We start from the raw sequence: 26,304 nt of genomic DNA, 5'->3' as shown, positions 1-26,304 counted from the left end.
AAAGTATTTGACTAACTTAAGAGTTTCTTTTATGAGCGACCACAGCCATTTAGAGGTAATTGATCAACATAAGCCGGCGCAGGAAAAACACCTCTCTGATGCTCTTCAGCGCGCAATAAAAAGTGCATATGATCCATCCGGATGGCGTGTGGAAGAAGTATCGCTTCATACCGAAAGCCAGGACTATGCAGCCTGTAGCTTCACCCTCAATTGCCAGCACGTTCAATACCGCGAAGCGAAGATCACTCCTACCAAAGCAGGCCAGTTCGTCACCACCTGGAAGCGTGACGAAAACGGGATCACCATTCCTTTTGATAGTAAAGATGCGATCGACTTTTTTATTATCGCCGTACGAAAAGACGATCACTTCGGGCAATTCATCTTTCCAAAAAAGATATTGGCAGAGAAGGGCATCATAACCCATGAGGACAGTGAAGGTAAACGAGGCTTTAGGGTGTATCCTCCATGGGACGCGGCGCCTAACCGGCAAGCGGTTAAATCGCAGGAGTGGCAGGTGTTATACTTTGTTAAGATGGATGGCGATGTGGATCTGCGGCGTTTGGCATTACTGTTAACCCATTAACGACACCTGCAGCAGCTGACTTGCGGAAAAACCAGCCCCATTTCACGCTATCGAATGCCCGGCGCTATTTATTCAGCACATACGTCTTACGCACGTCGACAAGGCATTAAATACCGGCGCCTACCAAAACGTAACAAAGAACATCTTACAACCCTTATTAGTTTCTTTGTCAACCAAAGATAATTTATTTAACAAAAATCAGTTGTTATGACGCTCCTCAAACCGCTACTGCGACCCTAACAGCAGTCATGCTGATCGTGCTATCATTATTCACACACTACAAAGCACAGCAAATTTATCAAGTTAAAAAAATGAAACAGTTTTAATCATCGGCATGAGTCCAGCGACCATCGATTACAACAGTCCGGAGTTACCGAAAGGACTTACACGCGAAGTGGTAGAAAAAGGCACGAAGGCCACACTCGAACAATTGAACGCCATAGGTTACAAGGCGGAAGGTTATTTTATAGACAGCAACACCACCGACCTCAGTGCCCTCGCGCAACAGTTAAAAGACTGACAATACAGCGGTGTGGTAGTGGGCAATGGCATCCGCGGGTTGGCATACAACTTTTTGTTGTTCGAGCAGCTGATCAACCTGATTCACACTTTTGCGCCGGAGTCGAAGATTATATTTAATTCGCTGCCGAACAATACGGGGGAAGCGGTGAAGCGGTGGTTGTGATATAGACCGTGGAAGTTCTTCGACAATATCGTTTCACTTTTCGCTATCTCATCGATCAAAAAAATGTCGTCGTCGAAAAAAAACAAAAAATATTTAAGCGTTGGAAATTATTCCGCAGTGGCATGTACTAGCTTTGTAATTGTAACCGAGAAACAAACCATGTATCCTTTTTAACCCACTCCCCTTGAAATGCATTATTAACACAATTAGCTTAGACAGCTCCACAAAAACGTTTGTAAAATATGACACGTATAAGCCTGAAACGGCCTGTTGTTCTGGAGTTTCTTATTGCGCTCATCATTTTGTTAATGGTTTATGCCGCGCTGAACAAGTTGACTATTTTTAAAATATTCACATTACAACTGCAGGTATCTCCATTCAAATTATTGGGACAATATAGTACCTTCTTCGCAGTCGCCGTACCCTCTATTGAGTTGATCATTGCCGCACTGTTTTTATTCAATCGAACAAGGAAAATTGCAGCGGTCCTATTCATAAGCCTGATGTCGGCCTTCACGATATACATTGCTGCCATGCTTGTTTCGGGCCTTGATTTACCATGTAGTTGCGGAGGCGTACTATCAAACATGAACTGGTCGACGCACCTGATCTTTAATATTATTTACCTGTTGATCGGCATTACCGTCTACATCATGCTTAAGCGACAACAGCGTTTCACCAGTGCGACAAGCGTACTGACTTAACAACTGAGTGTTATGAATTTTTCCACTAAATACATATATGTAATCTTATCAGCAGCCCTTGCCGGGTTGAGGCAAGAGGAGCCGTGTGAGCCGGATGGTGAAGAGATGATATTTGATTATGTATTAGTGGATTCGGGTACGATAAATATTGTTTATACTGGAACTGAGGAATGTGCGAAGGTGGTTTTGGGATGCGACGGCCAGGTCCATTTGTGCGCGAGGGCGTATGTGGAGGGTCGCGCAAATCATGCTGCGTTTCGTGTGCCGGCGATGGATATCCTCAAAAACAACAACTAAAAAGAAACAAACCATGTATTGGACTTTATTGATCGCTACAACAATATCATCAGTAGCAACACCGGACAACCGGAACCATGACAAGACGAACAAACTTGAATATGATTACACCTATCAGGACGATGAGGCTGCGGGAATACCAAACAATTCACACCTGAGGCCATATGCCCGTGCATATAAAGCAGGGTATTTAGGAAAGGTCGAGTACAGAGTACCTGCATCAGATATCTATCGGTAACAATTCAATAGCGTACGATACACTTACCCGATCATTTTAACGCTTGTGACCAAGTATATTCATCCCTAAACATGGGATGACAGATAAATAATGCTTATAAATTCAATGGATTGATAAAAAAATTCGCGCGCAAATAGGTTAAATCTGTGACCTTAACTACAGTTAAACATTTCTCCAAATCAAAAAGTACATTTTATGAAAGCTATCAAATTTGGCATGTCTGCCCTCGCTGTTATGGTTGCTGTTGGTGCATCTTTTGTAAGCACTGAAGCCAAATCTACACTGGTTAATTATGACTACGTGCTGGTTTCTGACGGTACTATCATTCCGAACACTGATGAAGCAACTGCTCAGGCTGCAACAGGATGCGGCACACCTGCGTCTATTCTTTGTGCCCGTGCATACGTAGCTGGCCGCGCAAACCAAGCTGCTTTTGCGGTTCCAGCAGAAAACATCTTCAAACAATAGTTTGATATTTATCAAGGGGGAGGAAACTCCTCCCCCTTAATTTCTAATTTCCAAATGTAGTTGTGAGAAATAAGCTTCCCATTAATTTCCGACACCTGTTCGGCCTTCTTTGTCCCTAATGACAACAATTGGTATGACTGCTTCCTTCTCTTCTATCGTCATTCCCTGTAACTCAAGCGCTTTCTTCAATTCAGCTATTGAGAATCTGTCGGTACTTATTTCCAATTCTATGCTTAATGCCTGATTAATACCCGTCTGATCTACTAATGGTTTTTCTGTATTAAACCGGTTTAAAAAGGCGACGAGGTAATCCATTTTTACATTTCGGATAGTGCCAAAATTACCAGCTTTTTTTGCATTCAGGAACTCCGGCTGATTACCTTCACCCTGGCCCTTTTTTATTTTTTCCGGTTTAATAACCTTAATGACAAAGGCAGGCACGCTCCGCTTTTCCACCACTCCATAAACATTAAATGCACGGTTCAGATCCTGCAACATGTATCCATACCCCACTTCCTGGCTTACCTGTTCGGGCAAAACCAACTCATACCCAAATATGCGGTTTTCGTAACGTTCCACTAACGAAGTGGACAGCGCTACCTGACCTCCTGTTTTCATATCGGCACCTGCCTTCATTTCGTCTACATATGAAGCTTTATTTTTCATCTCTAACACTGCCCAGTTCAAATTTGTTGGCACCACTCGCCAACCATTCGCAGCAATTATGAAAAGTGGAACTACGGGAAAATTTATTGCCGCTATCCTCTGCACGGGGGTATACAAATCGAATGCGAGCGAAATAGGAAAAGAGTAGCCAGTAGAAGGCCGACCGTAGAATCCTTTCAACAAAGTCGACCTGACTTTTACGTCTCCCGTATCAATCGGTAGCGGAAAGTGAACATTATAGTCTGCACGATACCTGGTTTGCTTCAGCGTCAGCCGGCGTCCGGCAATTGCGTCTTCTACGAAGGGCGACATCACCTGATCAGACCCCGTAGTAGCCAACAACTTACCATCCCGGCCGATCCAGGCGACATGAGGAATGCCATGGCTGGGGAACCACCGGTTTAAAACGCTGTCTCCGGCTACTAACTGCACTTTGGAAAAGTCCAGATCTGGCCGGCGTTTCCGAAAAGCCTCGACGACCTCCGGAGATTGGTTCGTTACCATGATAACATCCAAATCGTTTGAGTGGACCTCTACCAATTTAATCATCTTCGGCATCGCATCAATACATGGGCTGCACCAGGTAGCCCAAAAATCGATCAACAGTATCTTTCCCCTTGTCTGAGATAGTTTTTCAACTGTTTTGTCAGTTAAACGATGGTTGAGTACCAAATCTGGCACAATATCGCCCAACTTCAGTTGTGCGGACTGTCCTAAAACCTGCAAGCCGAACAACGTCAGAATGGTTAACCCGATAAATATTTTACACTTCATATCCGTTTCTCGTTTATTGATAATCTTCATTCTGGATGATAAGCGGATTACGCGAAATTTCATCAAACGGGATGGGCCACACGGCCCAAACACTTTCCCATCCAGCCTTTACGGGATCCAGCACAACATCTATCCGGCCAGTTCGTTTCAGGTCAAAGAAGCGATGAAACCCTTCCACAAAAAGCTCTTGCCAACGTGCCGTCTCTATTTGCTGAAGCAACTGCTCTTTATTTAAACCTATAGGTAATAATGCGATACCAGCTCGCCTGCGAAGCGTATCCAGGTCCTTATAAGCACCGGCAAAATGGTTAAGATTGGCACGGGCTTCACTCCGTATTAAAAACTGCTCGCCCAGCCTTAGTATTACAGCGTATTCAGATGCCGCACCTGATGCTGCAGTCCTTGTCTTATATTTTGTCAGATAACTGTATGTAACGCCATTAGCGACATACGATTTAGTCCAGCTGGCATAACGTTTATCGTCTTGCGAAAATGAGCCAACCAGGTTAGGTGATAATTGATAGGCTGGCGCCGCCGTAAAATTGGTAGGAATGTACACACTTCCAATAGCAGGAAAACCGGTTTGGTTCCAGGCCGCCAGTATGACCTCCTTGCTGCCGCCGAGAAATACCGAATCAGGTGCCGGTAAAGCGTAGCGTTTCGAATCAATTATCTCCGTCGATTCTTTTTCAGCGTCAGACCACTTCTTTTGACACAAATAAAGTCTCGCCAGCATGGCTGTTGCTCCCTGACGGTTTACACGGTAGGGCTCGTCTCCCTCATAATCAGTTAACAGTACACTCTTAGCCTCTATCAGATCCTTTTCAGCAAGTGCCAACACCTCGTCCATGTCAACGCGTACTGCTTTTGACGTAGTGGCTACCCTGGTGGTCGTTACGAGCGGAACGTCGCCCCAGATATTTGTAAGATGGAAATATGCAAACGCCCGAAAGAACAGCGCTTCGCCTCTTGCCCTTTGTTTTACCGCATCCGACACGTTTTTTGAATTAGGTAAGGCTTCCAGTATCTGGTTGGACTGGTACACGGCGAAGTACAAGGCCCTCCATAGTACATAATTAAAATTACTTTTGCTATTAAGTGAGTTTGACGCAAAAAGCCTCATATCTGCATTTGGACCATTGTAAACAAATTCATCTGCATACATTGAGGCGTTACCAACATGCGGCGGCTCCAGGTTTCGAAGCAGGCTATACAGGCCGAGACTGGCAGCATTCATCGTATTGTCGCTGCTGAATACGGAGGCATTCACTAATCTTTCTGCTGGCTGATCAACCTCAAGAAGCTTATCGCAGGCAGAAAACATACATGAGCAAAGTAGTATTGCGATTAAATATCGTTTCATGAGTGAAGTCTTTAAAGTGATACATTAATTCCGCCAGCGAATGTTTTTAATACCGGTACTGTTGATGCAAAACCGTTGATAGTCTCCGGATCAACCCCCTTAGTAGTAGCATATGTCCATAGGTTTTGGCCCTCTATAAACAACCTCACATTAGTAAATTTCATTTTGGTTAGCCAACGTTGTGGCAACCGATAACTCAGTGACACGTTTTTGAGACGGATAAAAGACGAGTTGATAAGCTGACGGTCCGACATGGACAGCGTAGGAATTAAACGACCAGCATCGCTAAAGGGAGATGCTGTAGGCTTTTGATACGCTGCGGTTTGTCCGGGCGTCGTCCACCTGTCAAAAACATTGTCTCTCTTGTTGAGATAGATGTCGGGGGCTGCGTCGCCTATTGACAAGTTATCGAGGCTAAACTGTTTGATGTAATGGAAGTGAACATCTAATTGCCAGTTGCGCCAGATCAGCATGTTTGCAAGCCCTCCAAAATAGTAAGGAGACGTACGGCCTGCAACGATATAGTCGTTAGGGAAAGTAAGCTTACCATCTCTGTCCTGATCTTCAAATTTATACAAGCCCGTTTGCGGATCTACTCCCAAGTACTGCAAACGTCTGATGGAGCTAAGGTCCTTACCCACTATGTAAGTATTCGCATAAGACGATTTCTCAATATCAGGATATTCAACAAGCTTGTTTCTCGGTATGCTCAGGTTGAAGCTGCTAGTCCACGTAAATGATTTCCCCTTGATATTTGTAGAGAATACATCTACCTCCAACCCTTTATTTTCAATTACTGCGGGTAGGTTCGCCTGGTAACTTCCAAAGCCGCTGACAAACGGTATCGCATATTGAACAAGCTGATTCCCACTCCTGTTTCTATACCACGCAATAGTAGCATCGATCCGTTTTTGTACAAGGCTCAATTCCAGCGCTATCTCCAGTTTTTTATTCGTCTCCCAGCTGTAATCAGGATTTGCTATTAAGGATGGCTGCAATGACACGGAGTTGTTGTAATCCTGCCCCGATGCGTAGGTGGCTAGGTATAGGTAGTCTGGTATCTGATCATTTCCCGTTACGCCGTAACTGGCCCGTATCTTCGCGTGTGATATGGCTCTGAGTACGGGCGCGAAAAACTTTTCCTCGCTCAGTATCCACCCGCCTGCAACCGCCCAGAAATCCCCATACCTCTTACCAGGGCCGAACTTTGTTGAACCATCGCGCCGATAGTTGGCACTTAGCAGGTATCTGTTAGCGGCTATGTAATTAACGCGTGAAAAAAAAGACGCATATTTGTACTCGGCAGACTCTGTACGTTTGCTTTCGATGGCGCCGGCATAAGTAAGCGTTTGGAGGAGTGATTCATTAGGATAGTTGATCCCGGTTATGGAATGGCCATTTTGTTTGTTTACCTGGTAGGTACCCCCAAAAAGGACCTTCAAATTGTGGAGACCAAACTGATTTGAATATTCAATCTGTGGTTCCACTAATTGATTGATAGCCTTATTCGCACCAAAAGTAGCAGAACTCATGGGCTGTAATAATGGCCACTGTGAAGACGCTGGCATAGTTGACAGCATATCCATGCCCACTTCCGAATATCCCAGGTTTACGCGGGCATTTAAGCCCGGCACGATAGAATAACGAAGAACACCATTAAGATTTAAATTACTGGTTTTTGTGAGCGCCTTTTGTTTTAACCAGCCATATGGGTTAGATGGCAATATCCAGTTAAGACTACCGTCCGGATTATAAGCAGGGTAATTAGGGGCTAACGTGGCGACGCTTACCGCATCCACACCCGTAATCAAATTATTCTCATCCTTCGTGTAAACAACACCAATATTCACATGAAACTTGTTATCACTATCCGTATGTTCTACATTCAGCCGGCCTCCTGTGCGCTTATAAGCCATATCTGTGGGAAAGACGGTACCCTCATGACGATGATTTAAGCCAAGGTAAAATTTGGTATTCTTATTCCCCCCGATAAGGTAGCATTTATATTACTGACAGGGGCAGAACCGCCAATCATAAAATCCTGCCAATCCGTTTCCTTAGTGGTGTCCCAAACCAGCAGATCAGGTGCATCAGCTTCGGTCGGCACCGTTTGATCATTGGCAAACCCCTCTCTGCGTAACGTTAGATATTCTTTTAAACCGAGGTAGTTCGTGAAATTTGCTACTCTACTCACTCCAGTATAGAAATTAACGTCCACAGACATTTTTCCGGACTCCGCGCGTTTCGTCGTAATTAACACTACGCCATTCGCCCCGCGACTGCCATAAATCGCCGTGGCATCGGCATCCTTTAAAATCTCTATCGATGCAATATCAGATGTAGGTATAATGGCTAAGGGGCTTATAGGCCCCGCAACGTTGACAAGCTGTCCGTTAAACGTATTCAACGAAGTATTATTAAACGGCACCCCGTCCACAATATACAACGGCGTAGTACCCGCTGCTATCGAACCCTGCCCCCTGATCTGCACTTTGATATTACCTCCGGGCATGCCGTTCTGTGTAGCCACAAACACACCGGACGCCCGACCCTGTATGGCCGCAAGCGGGTTGGATACTGGCTGACGGGCAATGTCCTCGCTGCCTATTTTTGATACAGAACCAGTGTTATAGCGTTTGGAGGTAGAACCATAGCCGATAACAATGGTCTCGTCCAGGCGGTTTTGGCCTCTTTTAAGTGTAATAGTAGCAGGGTTCTGTGAATTGGCAACAAATTCTTCCGGCATGAAACCGGTGTAGCTGGCGATCAGTTGCGCACCTTCTGCAACGCCTGCTAATGAAAACGTTCCTTTGTCGTCGGTGACGGTGCCTTTGGAGCTGCCTTTCACTATTACTGAAGCGCCAATTAAGGGTTCACCTTCGTGGGAAGAAATAGAACCGGTGATTTTTGACTGGGACGAAGTCACGATGGAGGCATCGGATTTTACCGGTTGCTTTATTTCCTTTAATACTAGTACTTTGGGCCCCGTCCTGGTCATTTCTATACGCCTGTTAGGATAGGCTTGCTTCAGCACTTCCTGGATGGTTGCATTCGCTACCTTGATAGTCACTCGCTCATCTGCATTGATCTGACTGTTAGCATAACTGATACGCACGCCCGTTTGCCGCGTGATTTCCGCGAAGAGCGTCTTCACCTTGATGTTACTTGCTTCATAGGTAATGCGTTCACCTGTCTGACTTTGTGAAAACAGTTGATGAAACGGGTACAATAACAAGCATAGCAGCAAGGCAATGGTGCAATGTTCAAATCTTACTTTCATAAATAATGTGGATTGGTTGATAACATTTGCATGCCTTAAGCTACTAGGGAACACAAAAAGGGAAAGAGTTGGAGGATACAACTGCTTCCATTAACAATCGGTTAACAATCGATTAATACCCACTTGCCTATCGAAGATGAACCTCCGTTCCACGATAATAATACTCAGCCTCTGCTGTTGCCTCGATCAGATCGAGGAACTCCTCAACTGAACGATCTTTGTAAATCGCGCCGGAGAACTTCTTTTTAGCGATCGCAGGGCTATCCAGCGTTACGGTTACACCGTACCAGTGCGGCAGCACTTCTAGTACGTCTTCCAGGTTAGCATTTTCGAACACATAAACTCCGTTTATCCAGGATAACTCGCCCGGATCAAACTGATCAACATTAATGATCCCGGCATTAACGACTGCGCGCTCACCAGGTTGCAAATCCGTTGATAAGCCTTGTACCTGGAGTCTTACCTTCCCTTCAACCAAGGCAACGGCGGGCCTATCGTGCTTATAACAATTCACGTTGAAGGTAGTACCTAAAACCTGCACACTTCCCTCGGGCATGTGCACGACAAAAGGCATCGTTGCGTTTTTGGCAACTTTGATGTAGGCTTCCCCGTCCACATAAATCTCTCTTACATCTCCTTTAAAAACAAAAGGAAAACGGATGGTTGTGGAGGAATTGAGCCATACTTGAGTTCCATCATGTAGCAACACCTGGTAGTCCATGGCTACGGGGGTGGTAAAGCTATTTAAGCCCTCCGGCATTTGCGATTCCTTAACAAGATCGAATCGTAACTGTCTTTTTGATACGGGTAATGAAAGATCGGAAGAAATAACAAGGTTAGTGTCTCCTACAATAGGGATCTGCCGGCCATCAGCTAATGTAATACCCATTCCTTGGATTGGTGGCGCTGCATTTGTTGGTCGTTCCGACCAGAGATAAGCACCGATCGCTATCAGCAAACTGATCCCCGCAGCCGCCATCAGTACTGCCCTCTGGCGTCTGCTCCTCCTGTCATGCCGCTCATATTCATACAACTGGTAGGAAGAGTCGACGTCTATGCGATCGACGGCGGCGGCCACTTGTTGATGCCGTTCGTAAATCTGAGCCCTCAATATTCTTGCTTCCGGAGATTGCAGCAACTGTTCGAGCTCAAGGCACTCATCCTCACTCAGGGTGCCATCGGAAAGCTGCAGAATAATCAGCTCTCTTAGTCTTGAACTATCAACTGGCATAAATCCTTATGGGTGTTTCGTTCCGCCGATGGGTTTAACTTCAGGCTGCTCCTAAGAAGTTTAAGCGCATTCTTCGCATGCGAAGCGACAGTAGTAGCGGCTATATTCAACTTGTTAGCCGTCTGAGTACGGCTTAGCTCATCATAATACATGTGATAAACCACTTCCAACTGTCGCTGAGGAAGCTGTTGAACTAATTGTGGGAGTACTGCCAGGAAAGGATGTTCTGTATGATGCCAATAAACGGGGGCACTTTCGGCCCCCTTACCGGAAACAGTATCAATGAATTTCGCTTCTTTCTGCGCCCTTGATCTTTTATTTCTGAGGGAATTAAGACACCTGTTACGGGTCATCCTAACTATGTAACCGCGAAGCGTATCTCCATCTACCCTTTTATATAATTTTCGTTCCCAAAAATCAATAAAAATCTCCTGCACAATATCTTTTGCAGCATCTTCTTCCAGGAATTGAAGGGCATAGAGAACGAGGAAACGATAATACTTTTTGAAAAAATACTCATAGGCACCAGCGTCTTTGGCCTGTAGTGCCGATAGTAAGGTAGAATCATCCATGTCAACTACATCTTTTGAATGGCAAGTTCTGAGAAAACAAGCTAACGGTTAAACTTGCATTTGCACAATACATCACCGGCAGATTAATATCTGACGTCGATCGGTTCGAATCGTAAAGTTTGTGCTTAACTAAGAGGAGTGTGAAGGGGCGATAAAACTTCCCGATCGTTTATGTAAAATAGCACTTCGGGATGTAAAAACCAAATATATAACTGGCGGCGGTTTATTTTCTTGTAGATGCGATCACCTAATCCTATAAACGATTGCAGACGGTGCGGTTATTAGTAGCAACAGGACCAATAAGTCTCTTCAGTTGTTGGAGTGTTATCAACTATATCCCCCCAATAGCCCCACCCACGATTCGACTACACCATTCGTTGATCCAGCTACATCCGTCCACCCGCAACGCGCCACCTTTGTGTTATCATTCAAAACCACAAATGTTAAAACAATGGAAAACATCAAAGGAAAAGTAATAGCCATTACCGGCGCCAGCAGCGGCATCGGGGAAGCCATCGCCCGTCACTTAGCCGCACAGGGCGCGAAAGTAGTATTGGGTGCACGCCGCACAGAGAACCTGGAAACAATCGTAGCTGCTATCACCGCAGCCGGCGGAACGGCAGCCTTCAAAAAACTCGACGTAACCGATACGCAGGATGTGGCCGACTTCGCCAACTTTGCCGTAGCGCAGTACGGAACGCTGGATGTATTTGTGAACAACGCAGGACTGATGCCACTTTCGATGATCAACAGCTACAAGGTAGATGAATGGCACCGGATGATCGACGTGAACATTAAAGGCGTATTACATGGCATCGCGGCGGCATTGCCCATTTTTGAGGGGAAAGACAGTGGCCAGTTCGTTAACGTTACTTCGATAGCCGATCGTTGGGTGGGACCAACATCTACTGTCTACAGCGCCACTAAATTTGCCGTACGTGCTATTTCAGAAGGTTTGCGCCAGGAAGTAAGCGCCAATATCAGGGTAACACTCGTGGCCCCCGGACCTACAGAATCGGAACTGGCAGAAACGATCTCTGACCCGGAATTAAAGAAGTTGGCGATCGAAAAATTCAGGACGGACCTGTTGCCTGCAGAAGCCATTGCCAGGGCGGTAGCGTTTGCGGTAGCCCAACCATCTGATGTGGATGTAAATGAGATTGTAGTACGTCCTACTGCGCAAAAAAGTTTTTAAGCTGTAAATTAGAATCATGGAAAAGACGTTCCGCTTTAACTCGATCGCTGAGTTTCATCACTTCTGTAACCTGGACAAGCCTGAACACCCGTTGATCAGCCTGATAGATTACAGCAAGGTGGCCTATCCGGTAGAAGACAATGAATTCCGCTGGCTCCAAAACTTTTACTCCATCGGGTTGAAGCGGAACGTTAATGCCAAATTCAATTATGGCCAAACGCAATATGATTTTGATTCGGGAGTACTGAGCTTCATCGCACCGCAACAGTTGCTGAAGATCGAAACCAACCCGAACGCCGTCATCGAGCCGACAGGCTACCTGTTACTCATTCACCCCGACTTTCTATGGAACACGCCATTGGCGAAGGAAATCAAAACCTATGAGTTCTTCCAATATGCTGCCAATGAGGCCCTCTTCCTGTCAGATAAGGAGGAAAAAGTGATCGAGGACATTCTGCAACAGATACAGAAAGAATACCAGGCCAACATCGATAAGTTTAGCCAGAAGCTGATCATCTCCCAATTGCAAACGCTTTTCACGTATTCGGAACGTTTTTACGAACGCCAGTTCCTCACCCGGAAGAAATCGAGCTTCGAACTCTTGGAACGATTTGAAAAGATACTTGCAGATTATTTTGAAAGCGGCACATTGCTGGCCAAAGGCATCCCGACGGTTACGGATATTGCCGCACAACTGAACATCTCCCCCAATTACCTCGGTACATTGCTGCGCATGCATACAGAACAGAACACACAGCAACACATCCAGAACAAACTGGTGGATTATGCAAAGGAGCGTTTGAGCACGACGAATTTATCGGTGAGCGAGATTGCCTACGAGTTAGGATTTGAACATCCGCAGTCGTTCAGCAAATTGTTTAAAAAGAAAACGGAGATGTCGCCGTTGGAGTTCAGGCAGGCGTTTAATTAGAAGACAGCCGCCACTAACATCCGTAAAAATGCACCGGCATTTGCGTAGTCTAACTCATCATACTCCAAACGCAACGCCTGAATGTTGTCATAATACGACCGGTGACGCTCGTAGTAATACTTCTCTGATTGCACGAACCACGCCTTCTCCCCTAACTTTACGGCGAGGAACCATTTCTCGAGCAACCTCGCACTACGTCCGTTACCGTCCGCCCAGGGATGGATCTTTACAAAAACGAGATGGATCATGCTCGCGAAATAGAAGACTTCAGCTATTGAAAGATCAATAGCCTGCAAAGTAGTAATGTCTGCGTACAACTTTTCCATTTCCATCGTCACGGAGAACGGGGAAGCGGCTACATATTCGATACGTCCGTCGTTGGTAGTCACGTACATGTTCTGATTACGAAACTTGCCCTGCGACGCTACAGGAAGAATATGCCGGGTTAATAGCTTGTGTGCTTCAACTAATGTTGTACGGTCGAATGGGGCGGACTGCGCATACTGATAGGCGGTATACAGGTCATCTGTCTTGCGCGTATAATCTGGCTGAAACTGAATGCCGAAGCGTTTATGCTTGATATAGGAATCCAGTTCTATTTCAGCCCCTTCTATCTTGCTGGAATAAACAGATGCGACAGAAGTGTAAAAGCTGAATCCGGCGGTTGACAACTCCGCATCCTCCAGCGCGTTAAACGCTGTTGTTGATGCTCGTTCATCCACCTCCGCTTTGAAGTCTGCCAATAAACCTGTAGGTATGATCTGCAATTCCATCCTCATAATACGCTAAATATAGTACAAAACCCAGACCTACATCGCGCCCATGTCTCCCGACTTATACCCCGAAGGCGTCATCCCCTTCCACTTCCTAAAAAACCAGTTATGATATAGCCCTGGATAATATTTCATATTTCTCGCCAGAAATAGATCACTTGAACCAAAAATAGTAATATCAGACAAGAATTAAAAATATCCAACAAGCATCCATTAGGCTAAGTCCCTACTTTTGTAACTAAAATGACCACGATGCTAATAAAGTACCTCTCCCTCGTATTCATGCTGATACTCACCATCACCCTTATTTCCTGCGACCAGCAAACGGGCGACAACGCTCTTAGCGCGAAAGAAAAAGAGGATGGATGGCAACTTCTTTTTGACGGCAAAACGACCAATGGATGGCACCTGTATAACGGCACTAAGCAGGCACCCATGGTGTGGATCGTTGAAGATGGTGCCCTTGTATGCAGTCCCCGCCCAGGTGTGGAGCGTGGCGACCTGGCCACTGATAAAAGCTTCGAAAACTTCGAACTTAAATTCGATTGGAAGATGGCTGCCGATGGCAATAGCGGCGTGTTCCTGAATGTACTCGAACGCGCCGATATCCCAACCGCCTGGGCATCCGGCCCCGAGTACCAGTTACTGGGCGCTGCGCACCATGATTATGATAAAGAGTTGAAACGTGCAGGATGCCTGTACGGCTTTCAACCCCAACTTACACCAGTGGATGTAGTGCCACCCGACCAATGGAATAACGGCGTTATTAAACAGCAAAACGGCAAAGTCGAATTTTACCTGAATGGTAAAATTACCGCCCGCGAAGACTTCACCACCCAGCAATGGCGGGATACCGTCGCCAATACTGGATTCAAAGGCTTCCCGGAATTTGGTAAGTATACCAGTGGAAAAATTGCGCTACAGGACTGGAACAAAGGAGTGGCGTTCAAAAATATTAAGATTAAAAGTTGTAGATATTAAAGCGTAACCAATAGCATGGTTACGCTTTTTTTCATTCCACTCCTACTATCGCCAATCCACTAAACCCGCTGCCCCCCACCGCGTAACGGATCCCGTTCTCTATCGACAGGAAATGCATCCCCAACACTACAAATAAAGGCTTATCACTATTTGCCTCCAGCTGCGCAGATAGCGTTATTCCGGGGGCCTGATGCTCGTCCAGCGGTTGCGGCAGCGTTTCAACCACCGCTGTTTGAGCTTTGCCTGTTACAAAGTCAACCGCAGTAGCCGCCATATGCAATACATAATGGGTGGCGTTTTTAGGGCTATTGATGACTTTTCGTGGCTTGTAGCCGTCCATAATAACCTGCGCCAACCCGGTTTCACGATCGACGGTTGTTGTATAAGGTGCCAGTAACAAATTCGGAAGAGGACAGTCTGCATTAAACTGGAAACCATGCAACAGCGAAAGATCGCCATTCTGTACCTGTCGCTGCCCGCGTGCATGCTGCGCATCGCGCTTCAGCACATGGCGCATCTGTGTGGTAAGCCTGATCGTCATCCTCGAATCACGGGCGTTGCCAATAACGAAACTTAATGCTTCCCGCAATACTCTGCCGGCAATGGCCGCTGTGGTAAAATCGTAGGTACTGAGCAGCGTGTTGCCGAATTTAGGATCTGTTTTAATGCGATCGCCATCTACCCCAGTCTTTCGCCTGATCTTAAAGCCGTCCGCCACGCGATGAAGCGTTTGGCCACCGAGAGATTGTTCAATCTTATGTCGTTTTCTTAGGTTTTTCATGATTTTTACTTTGGATATGATTAAAACCGGGCTGCTTTTCCAGGTACATCCCATTCACCTTTCTTCGGATTTCCGGAACCGATGTTGCGAAGATAGGACCTTGAAAATCCGCCACCAAGGCGATTGTCGCAAAGTGTCGCAATTGTCGCAAAATATCGCAATTGTCGCTTTTTGTCGTCTTTTGTCGTTTTTTGTCGCGAACTGTCGTTTCTCGCCAAAAGTTGTAGAGGGGAAGTCCAATGCAACTCCAATACAAGTCCAATGTAACTCCAATGGAAGTCCAATGTAACTCCAATAAAAGCCCATTTCGACCATGCCATCAAATAGGGTAATCACCGGAAAAACCAGGCAACCTCTGTCAAGTAATTTGAATATCCTCTACAAGGTTAACAGATACGCTCCGAGCAAATGCAGGAATTTGAAAAAGAAGGGCACATAAAAAAAGGCTCCACATTGCTGTGAAGCCTTTCCAGTGATTTCGCTGGGACTCGAACCCAGGGCCCATACATTAAAAGTGTATTGCTCTACCAACTGAGCTACGAAATCATCCCCGTTTGATTTGGGATTGCAAAGATATGAAAATCTAAATTCAGTCCAAATATTTCTTAACTATTCCGGAAAATAATTTTGTACTTCCCTTTGTCTGATCGGCTAAAAACCTTGATGGGATAGTATTTCCCGGCAGTCCAGTCATCAACACTGTTGTCGTAATATTTACTTCCGGGATTGCCACTCTGCCCTCCCGGATAGATGCCATATGCCTCGGTCCGCTGTCCTAATTGCACCACCATCTTCCACGACGGACCATGCCGCAGTTTCGTGGCATTCACGATATGGGTGCCGCCGCCGGTGTATAAACCGGCACGGCTAAATGCAGGTAAACCGGCGAGGTGATTGATGTTCGTTCCGCGAAACTTACCGAAAGCAAGTTTACCTTCGCGCAGGGCTTTACGGGCAGGAATAGCCATGCGGGAGAAGCTGCGCAACACAATGTCGGGCAGGGTTTCTACTTGCGGCGTGGTGCGATCGTCCACGAAGTGCATAGCGCTATCACGCAGCAACCATAACAGGGTGGTCTTTGATTGCGGCAGTTCTAATACAGCACCGTCTTTATTCGCGAAATCATCTTTCCATATTTCTTTCTCAAACTCCTCCCACCACAAATTGAATACAGTGGCCGCATTGCTCGCCGGGCTTTGCACGTAATCCCAACGCCTAAGGGTGTCGTACCACTCGCGCAGGTTCGGGCGCAGCGACGATTCATTCAGGTTGTTCAGCAGGAAGGGCAAAGCGGTGGCGGCGAACAGGTTTTTATTATCGTTCTGCAAAGCCATCATGTGTTCGGGGGTAATGCCGCGCATTGGCGCCAGGGCTTCGTTTATGCGTTTGCCGCGGTACAGGTCGTATATGCCGTACAGGTGGTACGGATAGGTACTGTCTGTCGGATGTTGGTTCGCTGAGTTCAGGTAGCCGCGTTCGGGATTCCTGATGTGCGGCACTTCGCCACGCGGAATGTAGCCCTGCCAGGCGTAGGTACTGTCCCAGCCGGGCATAATATACTTGCCCTGGTCTTTCCAGCGCAGCGGGTACTCCCCGTTATGCCAAAGGGCAATATCGCCTGTTTTAGAGGCAAATAAGAAGTTTTGGGCCGGACAGGTAAAGTATTGCAGGGCGGCCAGGTATTCGTCGTAATTACGGGCTCTGTTGAGGTGGTAGAAGGTGGCCAGTTCATTAGTGCCATCATGGGCCTTCCAGCGAACGGCCAGGAAGCCGGAGCCGGTCGTCGTATCGGGGAAGGTGTTGTCGAACATTACGGGTCCCCAAACGGTATAGGCCACGGTATCAAAATAAGAAGCCTGCCCTTTGATCTTGATCTCCTCCACGCGCAATTCAGCGTTGCGATAGGTACCATTAAACAGGTATTGCGACTTACCGTTGCGGAACTGCATGCGGTAATAGTCTTTCACATCTTCAGAACCATTGGTGATGCCCCAGGCAATATCGTCGTTAAAGCCGATCAGCACACCGGGCGCACCGGGTAACGACACGCCATACACGTTCATGGTGGGGGTTTGCAACTGCACTTCATACCATAACGAAGGCAGGTTCAGTCCCAGGTGTGGATCATTGCTCAATATCGGCGCGCCGCTGCGGGTGCGGCTGCCAGCCACGGCCCAGTTGTTACTGCCGTTATCGGGATCGGGTTTCTGTATCCTGAAGCGCAGGTTTTCCTGGTCGCGGTACAACACGCTATCTGCCGGGCGCACGGCACGTTTGGTGGGCGCAGGATACGGGGTGCCTGCGGGAATGATCGGATCGAGGGTATCAGTAAAGTCGGGGAACATCTGCTCCACATCCTGCTCGGAGAAGTAACGGCGCGCATTCGTGTATTCAAGGTCGTTAGCGGCGCCGGCCAGATCATCGGCCATGTATTTGATGAGTAGCGCGGTTTTCAGGTTGCTCCAGGGTTCGGGGTGATAGTTCAGCAACTTGTATTCTAAAGGCAAACTGCGGCTGCGTAAGCCATTGATGTAGGTATTTACGCCGCGCGTGTAGGCGTCGAGGTAAGCCTTTTGTACGGGATCGCGTTCAATCGCTTTCAGGCTGTTTTGCGCGCCGTACACCATACCCTGCCTGCGTTTCAGCCGATCGCGTTCTAACAGGCCGGGGCCAAGTATCTCACAAAGGCGGCCTGCAGAGGCCATGGTCTGCACTTCCATTTGCCAGAGGCGGTCACGGGCATGCAGGTAGCCAAGTACGTAAGCGGCGTCGTTTTCGGTTTCCGCGAAAATATGAGGAACGAGGCGTTCATCTTCCCACACCTCCACGTTTTTCGCGAGGCCGGGCAGGATAATCTGCGCAGAGAAATCACGGTTCACGGATTCGGCGTTCTGCCAAAAGCCATGCTGCGGACTTAAGAGCTTACCCAGCGGAGGCAACGATCCCCAGCTTTTATTAAGCGCCCAAATCAGTACAAGGGTCAGTACGGAGGAGCATACAAAGGCAATAGTTCTCATAATTGAAAGTTATATGATAAATTTCAATTTTCAATCATTTATGCTACCGGCATCAGCTCTCTCCTCAGCCGCCGTTGTGTCACTCACTTCATCTGCAACAATACTGGTCAGCAGGTCTACTTCTTCCACCGTATTAAACGCATGTAACACGACTCTTAACCGCTCCGCTCCTCTCGCCACCGTCGGATGTAAGATCGCCCGTACATCCAACCCTGCCTGTTGCAGCCGATGTGCAAGTGCGCGTGCGCGTTGATTGCCGGGTGTTTTTACGATTTGTATGGCTGTATCGCTCGCCAGCAGCAGGCGTACCGGCAAGGCTTCCCGAAAACGATGTATGAGCAACTGCAAATGTGCCCGCTGCCCGTCCATACCAGGAAACAAAAGGTAACTGGCCAATATAGTGGCAATCGCCATCGGCGGCAGGGCAGTCGTATAAATAAAAGAACGGGCAAAATTCACCAGGTATTCCTTCAACACCGGCGAACCCAGTACAATCGCCCCATTGCAACCCACTGCTTTACCGAAGGTATGTACGCGGGCAAAACACTGTTGCTCCAAACCGTACGCCTGCACAAGGCCCATGCCCCGCGGACCGCAAACGCCGGTGGCATGGGCTTCATCTACGATGAGGTACGCGCCTTCTCTCGCACACAATGCAGCGATCTGCGTCAGGGGCGCCGCATCGCCATCCATTGAATACACCGACTCTACTGCCACGAATACATTGCGACCTTTCTCCTTTGCAAAAAACAATTTCTGCTCCAGGTGCGCCAGGTCGTTATGCCGGAACGAAAGCCGCTGCGCATCCGACAACCGGATGCCGTCCAATATCGACGCATGTATCAACTGATCATGGATCACGAAATCGCCCTTTTGCGGCACGCTGGCGAAAAGTCCGACATTTGCATCATACCCGGAATTAAAAAGCAAACCAGCCCCCGCATCGTGCAGTGCTGCTATCCGTTGCTCGGCTTCTTCGATCAACGGATAATTGCCGGCCAGCAGGCGCGAACCGCCGCTGCCGTGTAAGGGCGGCACGTGGGTAAGAATGGCCTGCGCCGCATCTCCCAAAGCCTCGCTGCGCGCCAGCCCAAGGTAGTCGTTAGAACAAAAGTCGACCCTGGCCGGCGGCAACTGCAACCGCCTCAGCGATTCATCGGCCAGCCGCCGCGATAGTGCCTGGGAAAGAAAATCCTCTTGAAGCATGTATCAAATCTAACCATCTTCTATGTAACTTTGTGCCCTCTAAACAAATATCCATGAGCAGCAGCAAAGTATCCATTCTCGGTCTCAAATTGCCCACCGATCCCCGTTGGGTGAACCTCGCGGCTATCTCCCTCGAGGACGTGCTTACCGACCACGCATTCTGCGAGCAAAAGGCGGCTACTTCCTGCATATCGCTCATCCAGCGTTATCCCGAGCGGGAAAAGCTGGTATTTGAACTGGCTCCGATCGTTACGGAAGAATGGGGACACTTCCGCCAGGTGCTGGCTGAAATGAAGAAGAGGGGTTTTAAACTGGGCCGCCAGCGGAAAGACGAGTACGTGAACGAACTGCGTAAACACGAACGTAAAGGAGGCCACGCCGACCTCCAGTTCCTCGATCGCCTGCTCATTTTCGCCCTCATCGAAGCCCGCAGCTGCGAGCGTTTCCGCCTGCTCAGCGAGGGCCTCGACGATGCGTATTTACGTGATTTTTATTACAAGTTCATGGTATCCGAAGCTGGCCACTACCGCCTGTTCATCGACCTCGCCAACGAGTATATGGACGAAGAAGTGGTACGCACCCGCTGGCAGGAGTGGCTAAAGATCGAAGCGGATATTATAGAAAATCTGGCCGTGCGTGGGGACAGGATGCATTGATCCTACTTCCCCAATTGCAGCCATTTAAACGTCGCCGGTTTCATCTCCAGCACTTCTTCCCCACCCTTCTCCTGTTTAAACTGCAAACCCACTACCGCCGTCGCTCTCGGCGATACTCTACTATCTGTACGGTGGGTATGCAGCACATAAAACATGTCACCTTTCTTATCGGTAAACACATCCCCATGGCCCGAACCGTTCTGCTGCACATTGTGCCGGCTGATAATCGGGTTGCCTGCATACTTCTTCCACGGCCCGGCCGGCGAGGTGGAAGTAGCGTAACCTACGGCGTAATCTTTATTACGGAAGTCGTTGGCAGAGTAAACGAGATAGTATATGCCTTTACGTTTTAACACGGTCGGGCCTTCAGTCACCGTCCACTCGACTTTCTCTGTATCCTCCCAGGGTTCGGAGGCGGATATGCACTCTTTCTCCGTGCCCGGTATGATGTCCGATAAATCGGGTTTCATTTCTGTTACAAAGATGCGGTTGCCTTTTTGCAACTTAACATGGTACAGGTACGCTTTGCCATTATCGAAAAACACGAATGGATCTATTTGCCGTCCAATGCCGCTCAGGGCGATCAGTTTATCTTGCTTAAAAGGGCCCGCGGGACTGGCGCTTTTGGCGATCGCCAGCTGCTCGTCCGCCGTGTAAGCCATGTAGTAAGCACCTTTGTGTTTAAACACCTGCGGCGCCCAGAAACCGCCCTTCCCGAACGATTCGCCGCGCTTCAAGGCGAAACGGCGGGCGCTGTCGGCCGGTTGTTTCCAGGTTTTAAGATCGGCAGAGGTGTACACCAGGAAGCCGCGTTCACTGCTGGTGCCGTAAAGGTAATAGGTGCCCTTGTCCGTAAAAATGGTAGGATCAGCAAGGAAGATGGCGGGCTGCTGGGCAAACGTGGTTGCACTGCATAACAGGCCCGCGGCTACGAAAGTAGTCCGGAGAATAGTCTTGAGAGTAGTCATAGTGGCTAAAATAACCAAAGATTACGTTACAGAAAGTGTAATAAGGACGGGCGGCGATCAGAAGTTGAAACCCAGGTTCACGTACACGCGTAACTTCCGTGATTGGTCGCTGTACATGAGGGAGGCGTCGAGTGGACCCAAGCGGGAGGAATAACCGACAGACATACCGTATCCACTTAAATAATGATAACGGGTAGCTTCGGCACCATAGGTGAAGTCGTACAAGGCCACCGCCGCACGGGGGTTAAAAAAAGGTTCTTATATACTTCATACTGAACACCCATCTGCGTAGCTACCACACTCGGTGAAATCACCTCTCCTTCATAGATGCCCACAAACGGCACGTTGTTGCGGGTAAAGGGATTTAATCCTCCTAAAAGATAAGCGTTCACCAGTGACTGGTTATAATCGAAGTTAACGCCGCCGTTTACACTGAGCTGCAAGGCGCCGCGGTAGCCGAGGGGAATGTAATAGTTCATCTTCGCCACTATCCGCTGGTAGTTCGAAAAGCTCAGTTCCAACGTATCCACCGGCAGTTCGCGGCCGTCTTCGTAGGCGGCAAAGTCGGGGCGGTGCCCAAAGATATAACCGGTTTCGAGCTGTACGTCCATACCGCTGGTGGGGTACATCTTACGATTGAGGGTGTTAACGCCGAAATTAAAATGAGCGTTATACTGCCACACATCTCCCCGCATCTGTATGTAGTTCGCGATTTTGGGCTTCAGGCGCAGGTTTTCGATGCGTACGCCGCCGCCCAGCGACATATTTCGTGTAGGCATTACCTGCATCAGTGCGCCAGCACCAAAGTATTTATTACGATATACCTGTTCGCGGTCGAAGTTGCTGTAGATGTTGAGCGGGTTATCTTCGTAGTGCATGTTCAGCCCAAAACCTACGTTTCGCTTGTTGCCCAGGTACTTGAAGTACTCCGCCTTAAACCGTGGACTTTCACTGATGCCTATCGTGAGGAACGACCTTGAGTTCGGAATGAGGAAGTTGCGGCGGGTAAAGTTGATATTGGCGGCGATATCGCTGTAAGTATTATAGTGCAGCGAGCCCTTTACGTAAGTGAGTGGCGTTTCCTCCACCGTCATCAGCATACGGTAACGGCCCATGCCTTCGGGTACCAGGTCGTACGTAATTTGTTTGTAAAAGCGGGTACCAAACACGTTCATCACCGCTTCACGCAAGTCCTCGGACCGGTAACACCCCCCGCTCTCCAGGCCCAGGCGACCCATGAAGAAGTTTTCGTCGGAGTGCTTCAAACCCTTTACACTGATGGTGGTGAGCTCTATGTCGTGCGCATATGGCAAACGCGGACCGGTGACGGGCGGCGCTTCCTGGATCGCGTTAAGCGAATCTGCCAGTCGTTTAAACACGGGATAGTACTCACGCCCACGGCGTTTCCCTTCTTCGATGATCGCTTCGGCATTGTTGAAGCTGGCAGCCGTAAATTTTTTGCCTGGGTGATCGATGTACAGGTCGGTGATCTTACGTGCCTTGCCAAAGTCCTCGGCCGCTTTGTAAAAACCCAGCTGATAGAGTATATCCAACGGCGTTATGAGTTCCTCCGCCGGGCGCAGGCCTGAACTTACGTTGGAGCCAATGATGTACTCCGCCCCCATATCCTGCGCGGTAATCGTAGGAAAATTGCGCACCACGCCCCCATCCACCAGTTTACGGTCGCCGATCTTCACGGCTGTAAATACAGAAGGAATGGCAATGCTGGCGCGAACGGCAGATACAAGTTCGCCACTGTCGAGTGTCACCATCTCCCCGGTGGCCACATCGGTAGCAATACATTTAAAAGGAATATTGAAGCAGGAAAAGTCTTTGATGTCTTTAACGGGATAGTACAGCTTGGCGAGTTCCAGCCAGAGTTGTTCGCCCGTGATCATGCCCGAAGTAAGTTTCGGCTTGCCATGTTCGAAAGGCACCTCTATCAGGTAGCGGTTAAACTCGTCTTTTTCCTCAAAACTGATATCGGTGAGTGGGGGTTGATTGGCGAAGAGGGCGGTCCAGTCGATACGGCGTGCCATGGCCTCGATGGAATCTGCCGGGTAGCCGATCGCGTAGAGAGAGCCTACGATGCTGCCCATACTGGTACCGGCGATGTAATCTATTTTGAGGCCGGCGCTGTCAATCGCTTCGAGGATGCCGATATGTGCGAGGCCTTTAGCGCCGCCTCCACTCAGTGCGAGGCCTATACGGGGCCGCCTGGCGCCCGTACCGCTCATCCCTGCACCACTATTTTCCTGCACAACCTGTTGTGCATCAGCCGACATAGGGAGTAACGCAATCACATAAATCCATATCAGCCAAATCTGTCGCATATTGCTTACCCGATAAAGTTAATGGTTTAATATAAGACGCGGCGCAAATTGCTTCTCCCCTATGAAATTTATTAAAGTTATTTTCTATCTTTTCGAGATAACTGAGAAAACAACATGCAAAAGACCCACGGTACGAAAAACATCTGGCAGGTAATCCTGGCATCATCGGCAGGTACACTTATAGAATGGTACGATTTTTACATTTTCGGGAGCCTTTCCCTGATCATCTCCGAAAAATTCTTTCCCGCATCTAATCCAACGCTCGCATACATCGCTACACTCGCGACTTTCGCAGTAGGTTTTATCGTGAGGCCCTTTGGTGCCATTGTATTTGGCCGCCTGGGCGATGTGGTGGGGCGTAAATACACTTTCCTCCTTACCCTGCTGCTCATGGGCGGCTCTACATTCGCCATCGGCCTGGTGCCCTCTTATGAAAGTATTGGCGTGATTGCACCGATCGTGGTCTTGATACTTCGTTTGGTACAGGGCCTGGCCCTCGGCGGCGAATACGGTGGCGCCGCTACGTATGTGGCAGAACACTCCCCGTCGGACCAGCGCGGTTACTTTACCAGCTTTATTCAAACCACGGCTACACTGGGTTTATTCCTCTCACTCGGCGTGATCCTCACCACGCGTACCCTCCTGAACGCAGAGCAGTTCGAGGATTGGGGCTGGCGTATCCCGTTCCTGTTATCGGTATTGCTGGTCATCATGTCTTACTATATCCGCACGAAACTGGAGGAATCGCCGCTGTTCGCGCAGATGAAGGCGGAAGGTAAAACATCCAAGAATCCACTGAAAGAAAGCTTCGGTAAGAAAGAAAACCTGCGTATTGTTCTGCTCGCACTGTTCGGCGCTACGATGGGACAAGGCGTAGTATGGTACACCGGGCAGTTTTATGCGCTTTCTTTCCTTCAAACCACGATGCACGTGGAGTTCGTGCAATCGAACGTAATTATCGCCATGGCGCTTTTAGCTGCTACCCCGTTCTTCATTTACTTCGGCCGACTCAGCGATCGCATCGGGCGTAAAAAGATCATGATGATGGGCATGTTGCTGGCCGCGCTGGCCTATTACCCGATTTACCGCGTAATGGACCATACGGTAGATGTATCGCAAAAAGAGGAACTGATGAACAAGTTCCATATCGAAAGCCACAGCAGTAAAAACGATAAAGGTCAGCTGGTGGAAAAAACCACCCGCATTCACCTGTATTCAGACAGCACAGAGGTACGTGAAACAACTACTGCTAAAGACGGCGTGGTACTGGCCGACGTAAGCGGCAAGCCGATAAAAGACATACAGGTGAAGGTGAGTATGTTTAACGTGTTCCTGCTGGTGTTGATGGTGTTTATCCAGGTATTTTTCGTGACCATGGCGTATGCGCCTATCGCGGCCTTCCTGGTAGAACTGTTCCCGACACGCATCCGTTACACGTCGATGTCGCTGCCTTACCACATTGGTAACGGTATATTCGGCGGACTAATGCCCACGATCGCAGCCATCATGGTGGCGCAAACAGGCAATCACTTTGCGGGATTGATTTACCCGATCGCCATTGCTGTGATCTGTTTAATTGTCGGTACGTTCTTTTTGAAAGAGAGAAAGGTAGAAGATCTTACCCACGACTAAAATATTGCAACTCCTCCTTCAGATCGAGGTAGGGATGCTGCTCCATTAACGTGCGCACCTTTTGTGCATACCCGGCCAGGAACTGCCGGTGCTGCTCCGAATCTTCGATGATCGGGCGGTGCCGGCGGGCCCGGCTCACGTCCTCCACCAGCTTTAAGGTGGCTTGCGCCTGCTGGTGCAGACACGCCCCGGCAAACTTCTCCCACACATACTGCACGGCCTGTGCGTTAGGATGCACCATATCTTCCTTATAAAACCTGTAATCGCGTAAGTCGTCAATCACCAGTTCATAAGCGGGGAAATAATATAACCGGTCGAATTTATTCACCAGGTGATGCACGGCCTGTAGCAGGATGGCCTTACTCAGGTTATTCTCCACTACCCCATCGCGTACATAACGCACAGGGCTTACGGTAAAGATGATCTTCACTTTGCGGTTGGCGAAAAACAAGCGGTGCATCATATTATCGATCGCCGTGATGATCTCTTCGGCAGAATGCAGCTTTTTATTAAACTGTTGCTGGGGCATTTTGTGGCAATTCCCAACCAGCTGGCCGCCTTCTTTTAACGTATAACCAAATGCGCTTCCCAACGTGATGATGAGCCAGTCGGCCTCTTTCAACTGTTTCGCTGCAGCGGCCTGTGAGGCGTTGATCTGTGCAAGTACGGCCTCTTTATCTGTTCCTGAAAAACGGCTGTGATGATCGTAACTATGCCAGGCACCGTTGTGCTGGAACAAATCAGCTTCGGTGTAGGTACGCTGGTCGAGGTATTGGTTAACGGACTTGACTATACTAAGTGGGTTAAACAGGATGCCGTTGGGATTGAGCATCACATCGAACCGGCCAGATTGCAACATGGCCCCTACTTCTTCTGCAAAGCAGGAACCGGCCATGAGTATTTTCTGGTCGTATTGTATAGGCTGCGGCAACGGCATTACCGGGAATTGCAGGTGAAAGTCCATAATGGA

At 48.4% G+C, this 26,304-nt stretch carries 23 protein-coding genes and 1 tRNA gene; 9 read left to right on the top strand and 15 right to left on the bottom strand.

From position 1 onward, the window contains the following. The first annotated feature begins 31 nt into the window (after positions 1-31). From MKQ68_RS04830 to MKQ68_RS04815, 4 genes are all read left to right on the top strand, one after another. Complete coding sequence (locus MKQ68_RS04830; RefSeq protein WP_264282302.1) at positions 32-583, top strand: MepB family protein; 552 nt, start codon at positions 32-34, stop codon at positions 581-583. Positions 584-917: 334 nt separating this feature from the next. Continuing rightward, positions 918-1,103, top strand: a complete 186-nt coding sequence (locus MKQ68_RS04825) for a hypothetical protein (RefSeq protein ID WP_244841304.1) — start codon at positions 918-920, stop codon at positions 1,101-1,103. A 407-nt stretch (positions 1,104-1,510) separates the two neighbouring features. Then, entirely contained in the window at positions 1,511-1,972 is a 462-nt protein-coding gene (locus MKQ68_RS04820; RefSeq protein WP_244841306.1) for a MauE/DoxX family redox-associated membrane protein, read from the top strand. A gap of 730 nt (positions 1,973-2,702) precedes the next feature. Next, entirely contained in the window at positions 2,703-2,975 is a 273-nt protein-coding gene (locus MKQ68_RS04815; protein WP_244841307.1) for a DUF6520 family protein, read from the top strand. 81 nt (positions 2,976-3,056) lie between these two features. Here MKQ68_RS04815 and MKQ68_RS04810 read toward each other — a convergent pair whose 3' ends face one another. From MKQ68_RS04810 to MKQ68_RS04785, 6 genes are all read right to left on the bottom strand, one after another. Beyond that, a complete protein-coding gene (locus MKQ68_RS04810; RefSeq protein WP_264282301.1) occupies positions 3,057-4,445 on the bottom strand; it encodes a redoxin family protein in 1,389 nt (462 codons plus the stop codon). Further along, positions 4,429-5,778 (bottom strand): RagB/SusD family nutrient uptake outer membrane protein, encoded by a 1,350-nt coding sequence (locus MKQ68_RS04805; RefSeq protein ID WP_264282300.1) that lies wholly within the window; start codon positions 5,776-5,778, stop codon positions 4,429-4,431. Before MKQ68_RS04805 ends, MKQ68_RS04810 begins: the two co-directional genes overlap by 17 nt. A gap of 11 nt (positions 5,779-5,789) precedes the next feature. Further along, positions 5,790-7,769 carry a SusC/RagA family TonB-linked outer membrane protein gene (locus tag MKQ68_RS04800; RefSeq protein WP_264283634.1) on the bottom strand — a complete coding sequence of 660 codons (1,980 nt, stop codon included), beginning with the start codon at positions 7,767-7,769 and terminating at the stop codon, positions 5,790-5,792. Continuing rightward, positions 7,730-9,058 carry a TonB-dependent receptor plug domain-containing protein gene (locus MKQ68_RS04795; protein WP_264282299.1) on the bottom strand — a complete coding sequence of 443 codons (1,329 nt, stop codon included), beginning with the start codon at positions 9,056-9,058 and terminating at the stop codon, positions 7,730-7,732. The genes MKQ68_RS04800 and MKQ68_RS04795 overlap by 40 nt, the downstream gene beginning before the upstream one ends. A 127-nt stretch (positions 9,059-9,185) precedes the next feature. Further along, on the bottom strand, positions 9,186-10,289 hold the full coding sequence (locus tag MKQ68_RS04790) for a FecR family protein (RefSeq protein ID WP_264282298.1): 1,104 nt from the start codon (positions 10,287-10,289) through the stop codon (positions 9,186-9,188). Further along, positions 10,265-10,861 (bottom strand): RNA polymerase sigma factor, encoded by a 597-nt coding sequence (locus MKQ68_RS04785; RefSeq protein WP_264282297.1) that lies wholly within the window; start codon positions 10,859-10,861, stop codon positions 10,265-10,267. The genes MKQ68_RS04790 and MKQ68_RS04785 overlap by 25 nt, the downstream gene beginning before the upstream one ends. A gap of 451 nt (positions 10,862-11,312) precedes the next feature. Between MKQ68_RS04785 and MKQ68_RS04780 the strand changes: the two genes are divergently transcribed. Both MKQ68_RS04780 and MKQ68_RS04775 read left to right on the top strand, forming a co-directional pair. Continuing rightward, positions 11,313-12,056, top strand: coding sequence for an SDR family oxidoreductase (locus tag MKQ68_RS04780; RefSeq protein WP_264282296.1), 744 nt, complete (start codon positions 11,313-11,315; stop codon positions 12,054-12,056). Between the two features lie 16 nt (positions 12,057-12,072). Further along, a complete protein-coding gene (locus MKQ68_RS04775; protein WP_264282295.1) occupies positions 12,073-12,987 on the top strand; it encodes a helix-turn-helix domain-containing protein in 915 nt (304 codons plus the stop codon). Here the strand turns inward: MKQ68_RS04775 and MKQ68_RS04770 are convergent. Next, positions 12,984-13,766, bottom strand: coding sequence for a Fic family protein (locus tag MKQ68_RS04770; RefSeq protein ID WP_244841321.1), 783 nt, complete (start codon positions 13,764-13,766; stop codon positions 12,984-12,986). The genes MKQ68_RS04775 and MKQ68_RS04770 overlap by 4 nt on opposite strands. 246 nt (positions 13,767-14,012) lie before the next feature. On the opposite strand from MKQ68_RS04770, the gene MKQ68_RS04765 reads away from it, so the two are divergent. Further along, positions 14,013-14,741, top strand: coding sequence for a 3-keto-disaccharide hydrolase (locus tag MKQ68_RS04765; protein ID WP_244841322.1), 729 nt, complete (start codon positions 14,013-14,015; stop codon positions 14,739-14,741). A gap of 31 nt (positions 14,742-14,772) precedes the next feature. Here MKQ68_RS04765 and MKQ68_RS04760 read toward each other — a convergent pair whose 3' ends face one another. The 4 genes from MKQ68_RS04760 to MKQ68_RS04745 form a co-directional block, all read right to left on the bottom strand. Next, a complete protein-coding gene (locus MKQ68_RS04760; protein WP_264282294.1) occupies positions 14,773-15,522 on the bottom strand; it encodes a hypothetical protein in 750 nt (249 codons plus the stop codon). A 473-nt stretch (positions 15,523-15,995) separates the two neighbouring features. Then, positions 15,996-16,068: transfer RNA gene (locus tag MKQ68_RS04755), tRNA-Lys, on the bottom strand. Positions 16,069-16,127: 59 nt separating this feature from the next. After that, positions 16,128-18,539, bottom strand: a complete 2,412-nt coding sequence (locus MKQ68_RS04750; protein WP_264282293.1) for a penicillin acylase family protein — start codon at positions 18,537-18,539, stop codon at positions 16,128-16,130. Between the two features lie 30 nt (positions 18,540-18,569). Then, on the bottom strand, positions 18,570-19,745 hold the full coding sequence (locus MKQ68_RS04745; protein ID WP_264282292.1) for an aminotransferase class I/II-fold pyridoxal phosphate-dependent enzyme: 1,176 nt from the start codon (positions 19,743-19,745) through the stop codon (positions 18,570-18,572). A 53-nt stretch (positions 19,746-19,798) separates the two neighbouring features. Between MKQ68_RS04745 and MKQ68_RS04740 the strand changes: the two genes are divergently transcribed. Further along, entirely contained in the window at positions 19,799-20,401 is a 603-nt protein-coding gene (locus MKQ68_RS04740; RefSeq protein ID WP_264282291.1) for a MiaE family protein, read from the top strand. Between the two features lie 2 nt (positions 20,402-20,403). Here the strand turns inward: MKQ68_RS04740 and MKQ68_RS04735 are convergent, their stop codons facing one another. Genes MKQ68_RS04735 through MKQ68_RS04730 form a run of 3 tightly spaced genes read right to left on the bottom strand, consistent with a single transcriptional unit; the run spans position 20,404 to position 23,702 of the window. Beyond that, on the bottom strand, positions 20,404-21,369 hold the full coding sequence (locus MKQ68_RS04735) for a glycoside hydrolase family 43 protein (RefSeq protein ID WP_264282290.1): 966 nt from the start codon (positions 21,367-21,369) through the stop codon (positions 20,404-20,406). A 57-nt stretch (positions 21,370-21,426) separates the two neighbouring features. After that, complete coding sequence (locus tag MKQ68_RS25865) at positions 21,427-21,534, bottom strand: hypothetical protein (protein WP_432803733.1); 108 nt, start codon at positions 21,532-21,534, stop codon at positions 21,427-21,429. 11 nt (positions 21,535-21,545) lie between these two features. Beyond that, a complete protein-coding gene (locus tag MKQ68_RS04730) occupies positions 21,546-23,702 on the bottom strand; it encodes a patatin-like phospholipase family protein (RefSeq protein WP_264282289.1) in 2,157 nt (718 codons plus the stop codon). 114 nt (positions 23,703-23,816) lie between these two features. Here MKQ68_RS04730 and MKQ68_RS04725 point away from each other — a divergent pair, with 114 nt between their 5' ends. Continuing rightward, positions 23,817-25,334 (top strand): MFS transporter, encoded by a 1,518-nt coding sequence (locus MKQ68_RS04725; protein WP_264282288.1) that lies wholly within the window; start codon positions 23,817-23,819, stop codon positions 25,332-25,334. Here the strand turns inward: MKQ68_RS04725 and MKQ68_RS04720 are convergent. Continuing rightward, entirely contained in the window at positions 25,321-26,298 is a 978-nt protein-coding gene (locus MKQ68_RS04720; protein ID WP_244841332.1) for a GSCFA domain-containing protein, read from the bottom strand. The two genes, MKQ68_RS04725 and MKQ68_RS04720, sit on opposite strands and share 14 nt — an antisense overlap. Positions 26,299-26,304 lie beyond the last annotated feature (6 nt).

It is taken from the genome of Chitinophaga horti (assembly GCF_022867795.2).
Classification (GTDB): Bacteria; Bacteroidota; Bacteroidia; order Chitinophagales; family Chitinophagaceae; genus Chitinophaga; species Chitinophaga horti.
Note: the sequence above shows the minus strand (reverse complement) of the source record. Positions and strands in the feature narration are given on the sequence as shown.

What these genes read in the sequence shown, in the direction of transcription:
- MKQ68_RS04830 (WP_264282302.1), top strand. Translation starts at nt 32, where the DNA reads ATGAGCGACCACAGCCATTTAGAGGTAATTGATCAACATAAGCCGGCG.
- MKQ68_RS04825 (WP_244841304.1), top strand. Translation starts at nt 918, where the DNA reads ATGAGTCCAGCGACCATCGATTACAACAGTCCGGAGTTACCGAAAGGA.
- MKQ68_RS04820 (WP_244841306.1), top strand. Translation starts at nt 1,511, where the DNA reads ATGACACGTATAAGCCTGAAACGGCCTGTTGTTCTGGAGTTTCTTATT.
- MKQ68_RS04815 (WP_244841307.1), top strand. Translation starts at nt 2,703, where the DNA reads ATGAAAGCTATCAAATTTGGCATGTCTGCCCTCGCTGTTATGGTTGCT.
- MKQ68_RS04810 (WP_264282301.1), bottom strand. Translation starts at nt 4,445, where the DNA reads ATGAAGATTATCAATAAACGAGAAACGGATATGAAGTGTAAAATATTT.
- MKQ68_RS04805 (WP_264282300.1), bottom strand. Translation starts at nt 5,778, where the DNA reads ATGAAACGATATTTAATCGCAATACTACTTTGCTCATGTATGTTTTCT.
- MKQ68_RS04795 (WP_264282299.1), bottom strand. Translation starts at nt 9,058, where the DNA reads ATGAAAGTAAGATTTGAACATTGCACCATTGCCTTGCTGCTATGCTTG.
- MKQ68_RS04790 (WP_264282298.1), bottom strand. Translation starts at nt 10,289, where the DNA reads ATGCCAGTTGATAGTTCAAGACTAAGAGAGCTGATTATTCTGCAGCTT.
- MKQ68_RS04785 (WP_264282297.1), bottom strand. Translation starts at nt 10,861, where the DNA reads ATGGATGATTCTACCTTACTATCGGCACTACAGGCCAAAGACGCTGGT.
- MKQ68_RS04780 (WP_264282296.1), top strand. Translation starts at nt 11,313, where the DNA reads ATGGAAAACATCAAAGGAAAAGTAATAGCCATTACCGGCGCCAGCAGC.
- MKQ68_RS04775 (WP_264282295.1), top strand. Translation starts at nt 12,073, where the DNA reads ATGGAAAAGACGTTCCGCTTTAACTCGATCGCTGAGTTTCATCACTTC.
- MKQ68_RS04770 (WP_244841321.1), bottom strand. Translation starts at nt 13,766, where the DNA reads ATGAGGATGGAATTGCAGATCATACCTACAGGTTTATTGGCAGACTTC.
- MKQ68_RS04765 (WP_244841322.1), top strand. Translation starts at nt 14,013, where the DNA reads ATGCTAATAAAGTACCTCTCCCTCGTATTCATGCTGATACTCACCATC.
- MKQ68_RS04760 (WP_264282294.1), bottom strand. Translation starts at nt 15,522, where the DNA reads ATGAAAAACCTAAGAAAACGACATAAGATTGAACAATCTCTCGGTGGC.
- MKQ68_RS04750 (WP_264282293.1), bottom strand. Translation starts at nt 18,539, where the DNA reads ATGAGAACTATTGCCTTTGTATGCTCCTCCGTACTGACCCTTGTACTG.
- MKQ68_RS04745 (WP_264282292.1), bottom strand. Translation starts at nt 19,745, where the DNA reads ATGCTTCAAGAGGATTTTCTTTCCCAGGCACTATCGCGGCGGCTGGCC.
- MKQ68_RS04740 (WP_264282291.1), top strand. Translation starts at nt 19,799, where the DNA reads ATGAGCAGCAGCAAAGTATCCATTCTCGGTCTCAAATTGCCCACCGAT.
- MKQ68_RS04735 (WP_264282290.1), bottom strand. Translation starts at nt 21,369, where the DNA reads ATGACTACTCTCAAGACTATTCTCCGGACTACTTTCGTAGCCGCGGGC.
- MKQ68_RS25865 (WP_432803733.1), bottom strand. Translation starts at nt 21,534, where the DNA reads ATGTCTGTCGGTTATTCCTCCCGCTTGGGTCCACTCGACGCCTCCCTC.
- MKQ68_RS04730 (WP_264282289.1), bottom strand. Translation starts at nt 23,702, where the DNA reads ATGCGACAGATTTGGCTGATATGGATTTATGTGATTGCGTTACTCCCT.
- MKQ68_RS04725 (WP_264282288.1), top strand. Translation starts at nt 23,817, where the DNA reads ATGCAAAAGACCCACGGTACGAAAAACATCTGGCAGGTAATCCTGGCA.
- MKQ68_RS04720 (WP_244841332.1), bottom strand. Translation starts at nt 26,298, where the DNA reads ATGGACTTTCACCTGCAATTCCCGGTAATGCCGTTGCCGCAGCCTATA.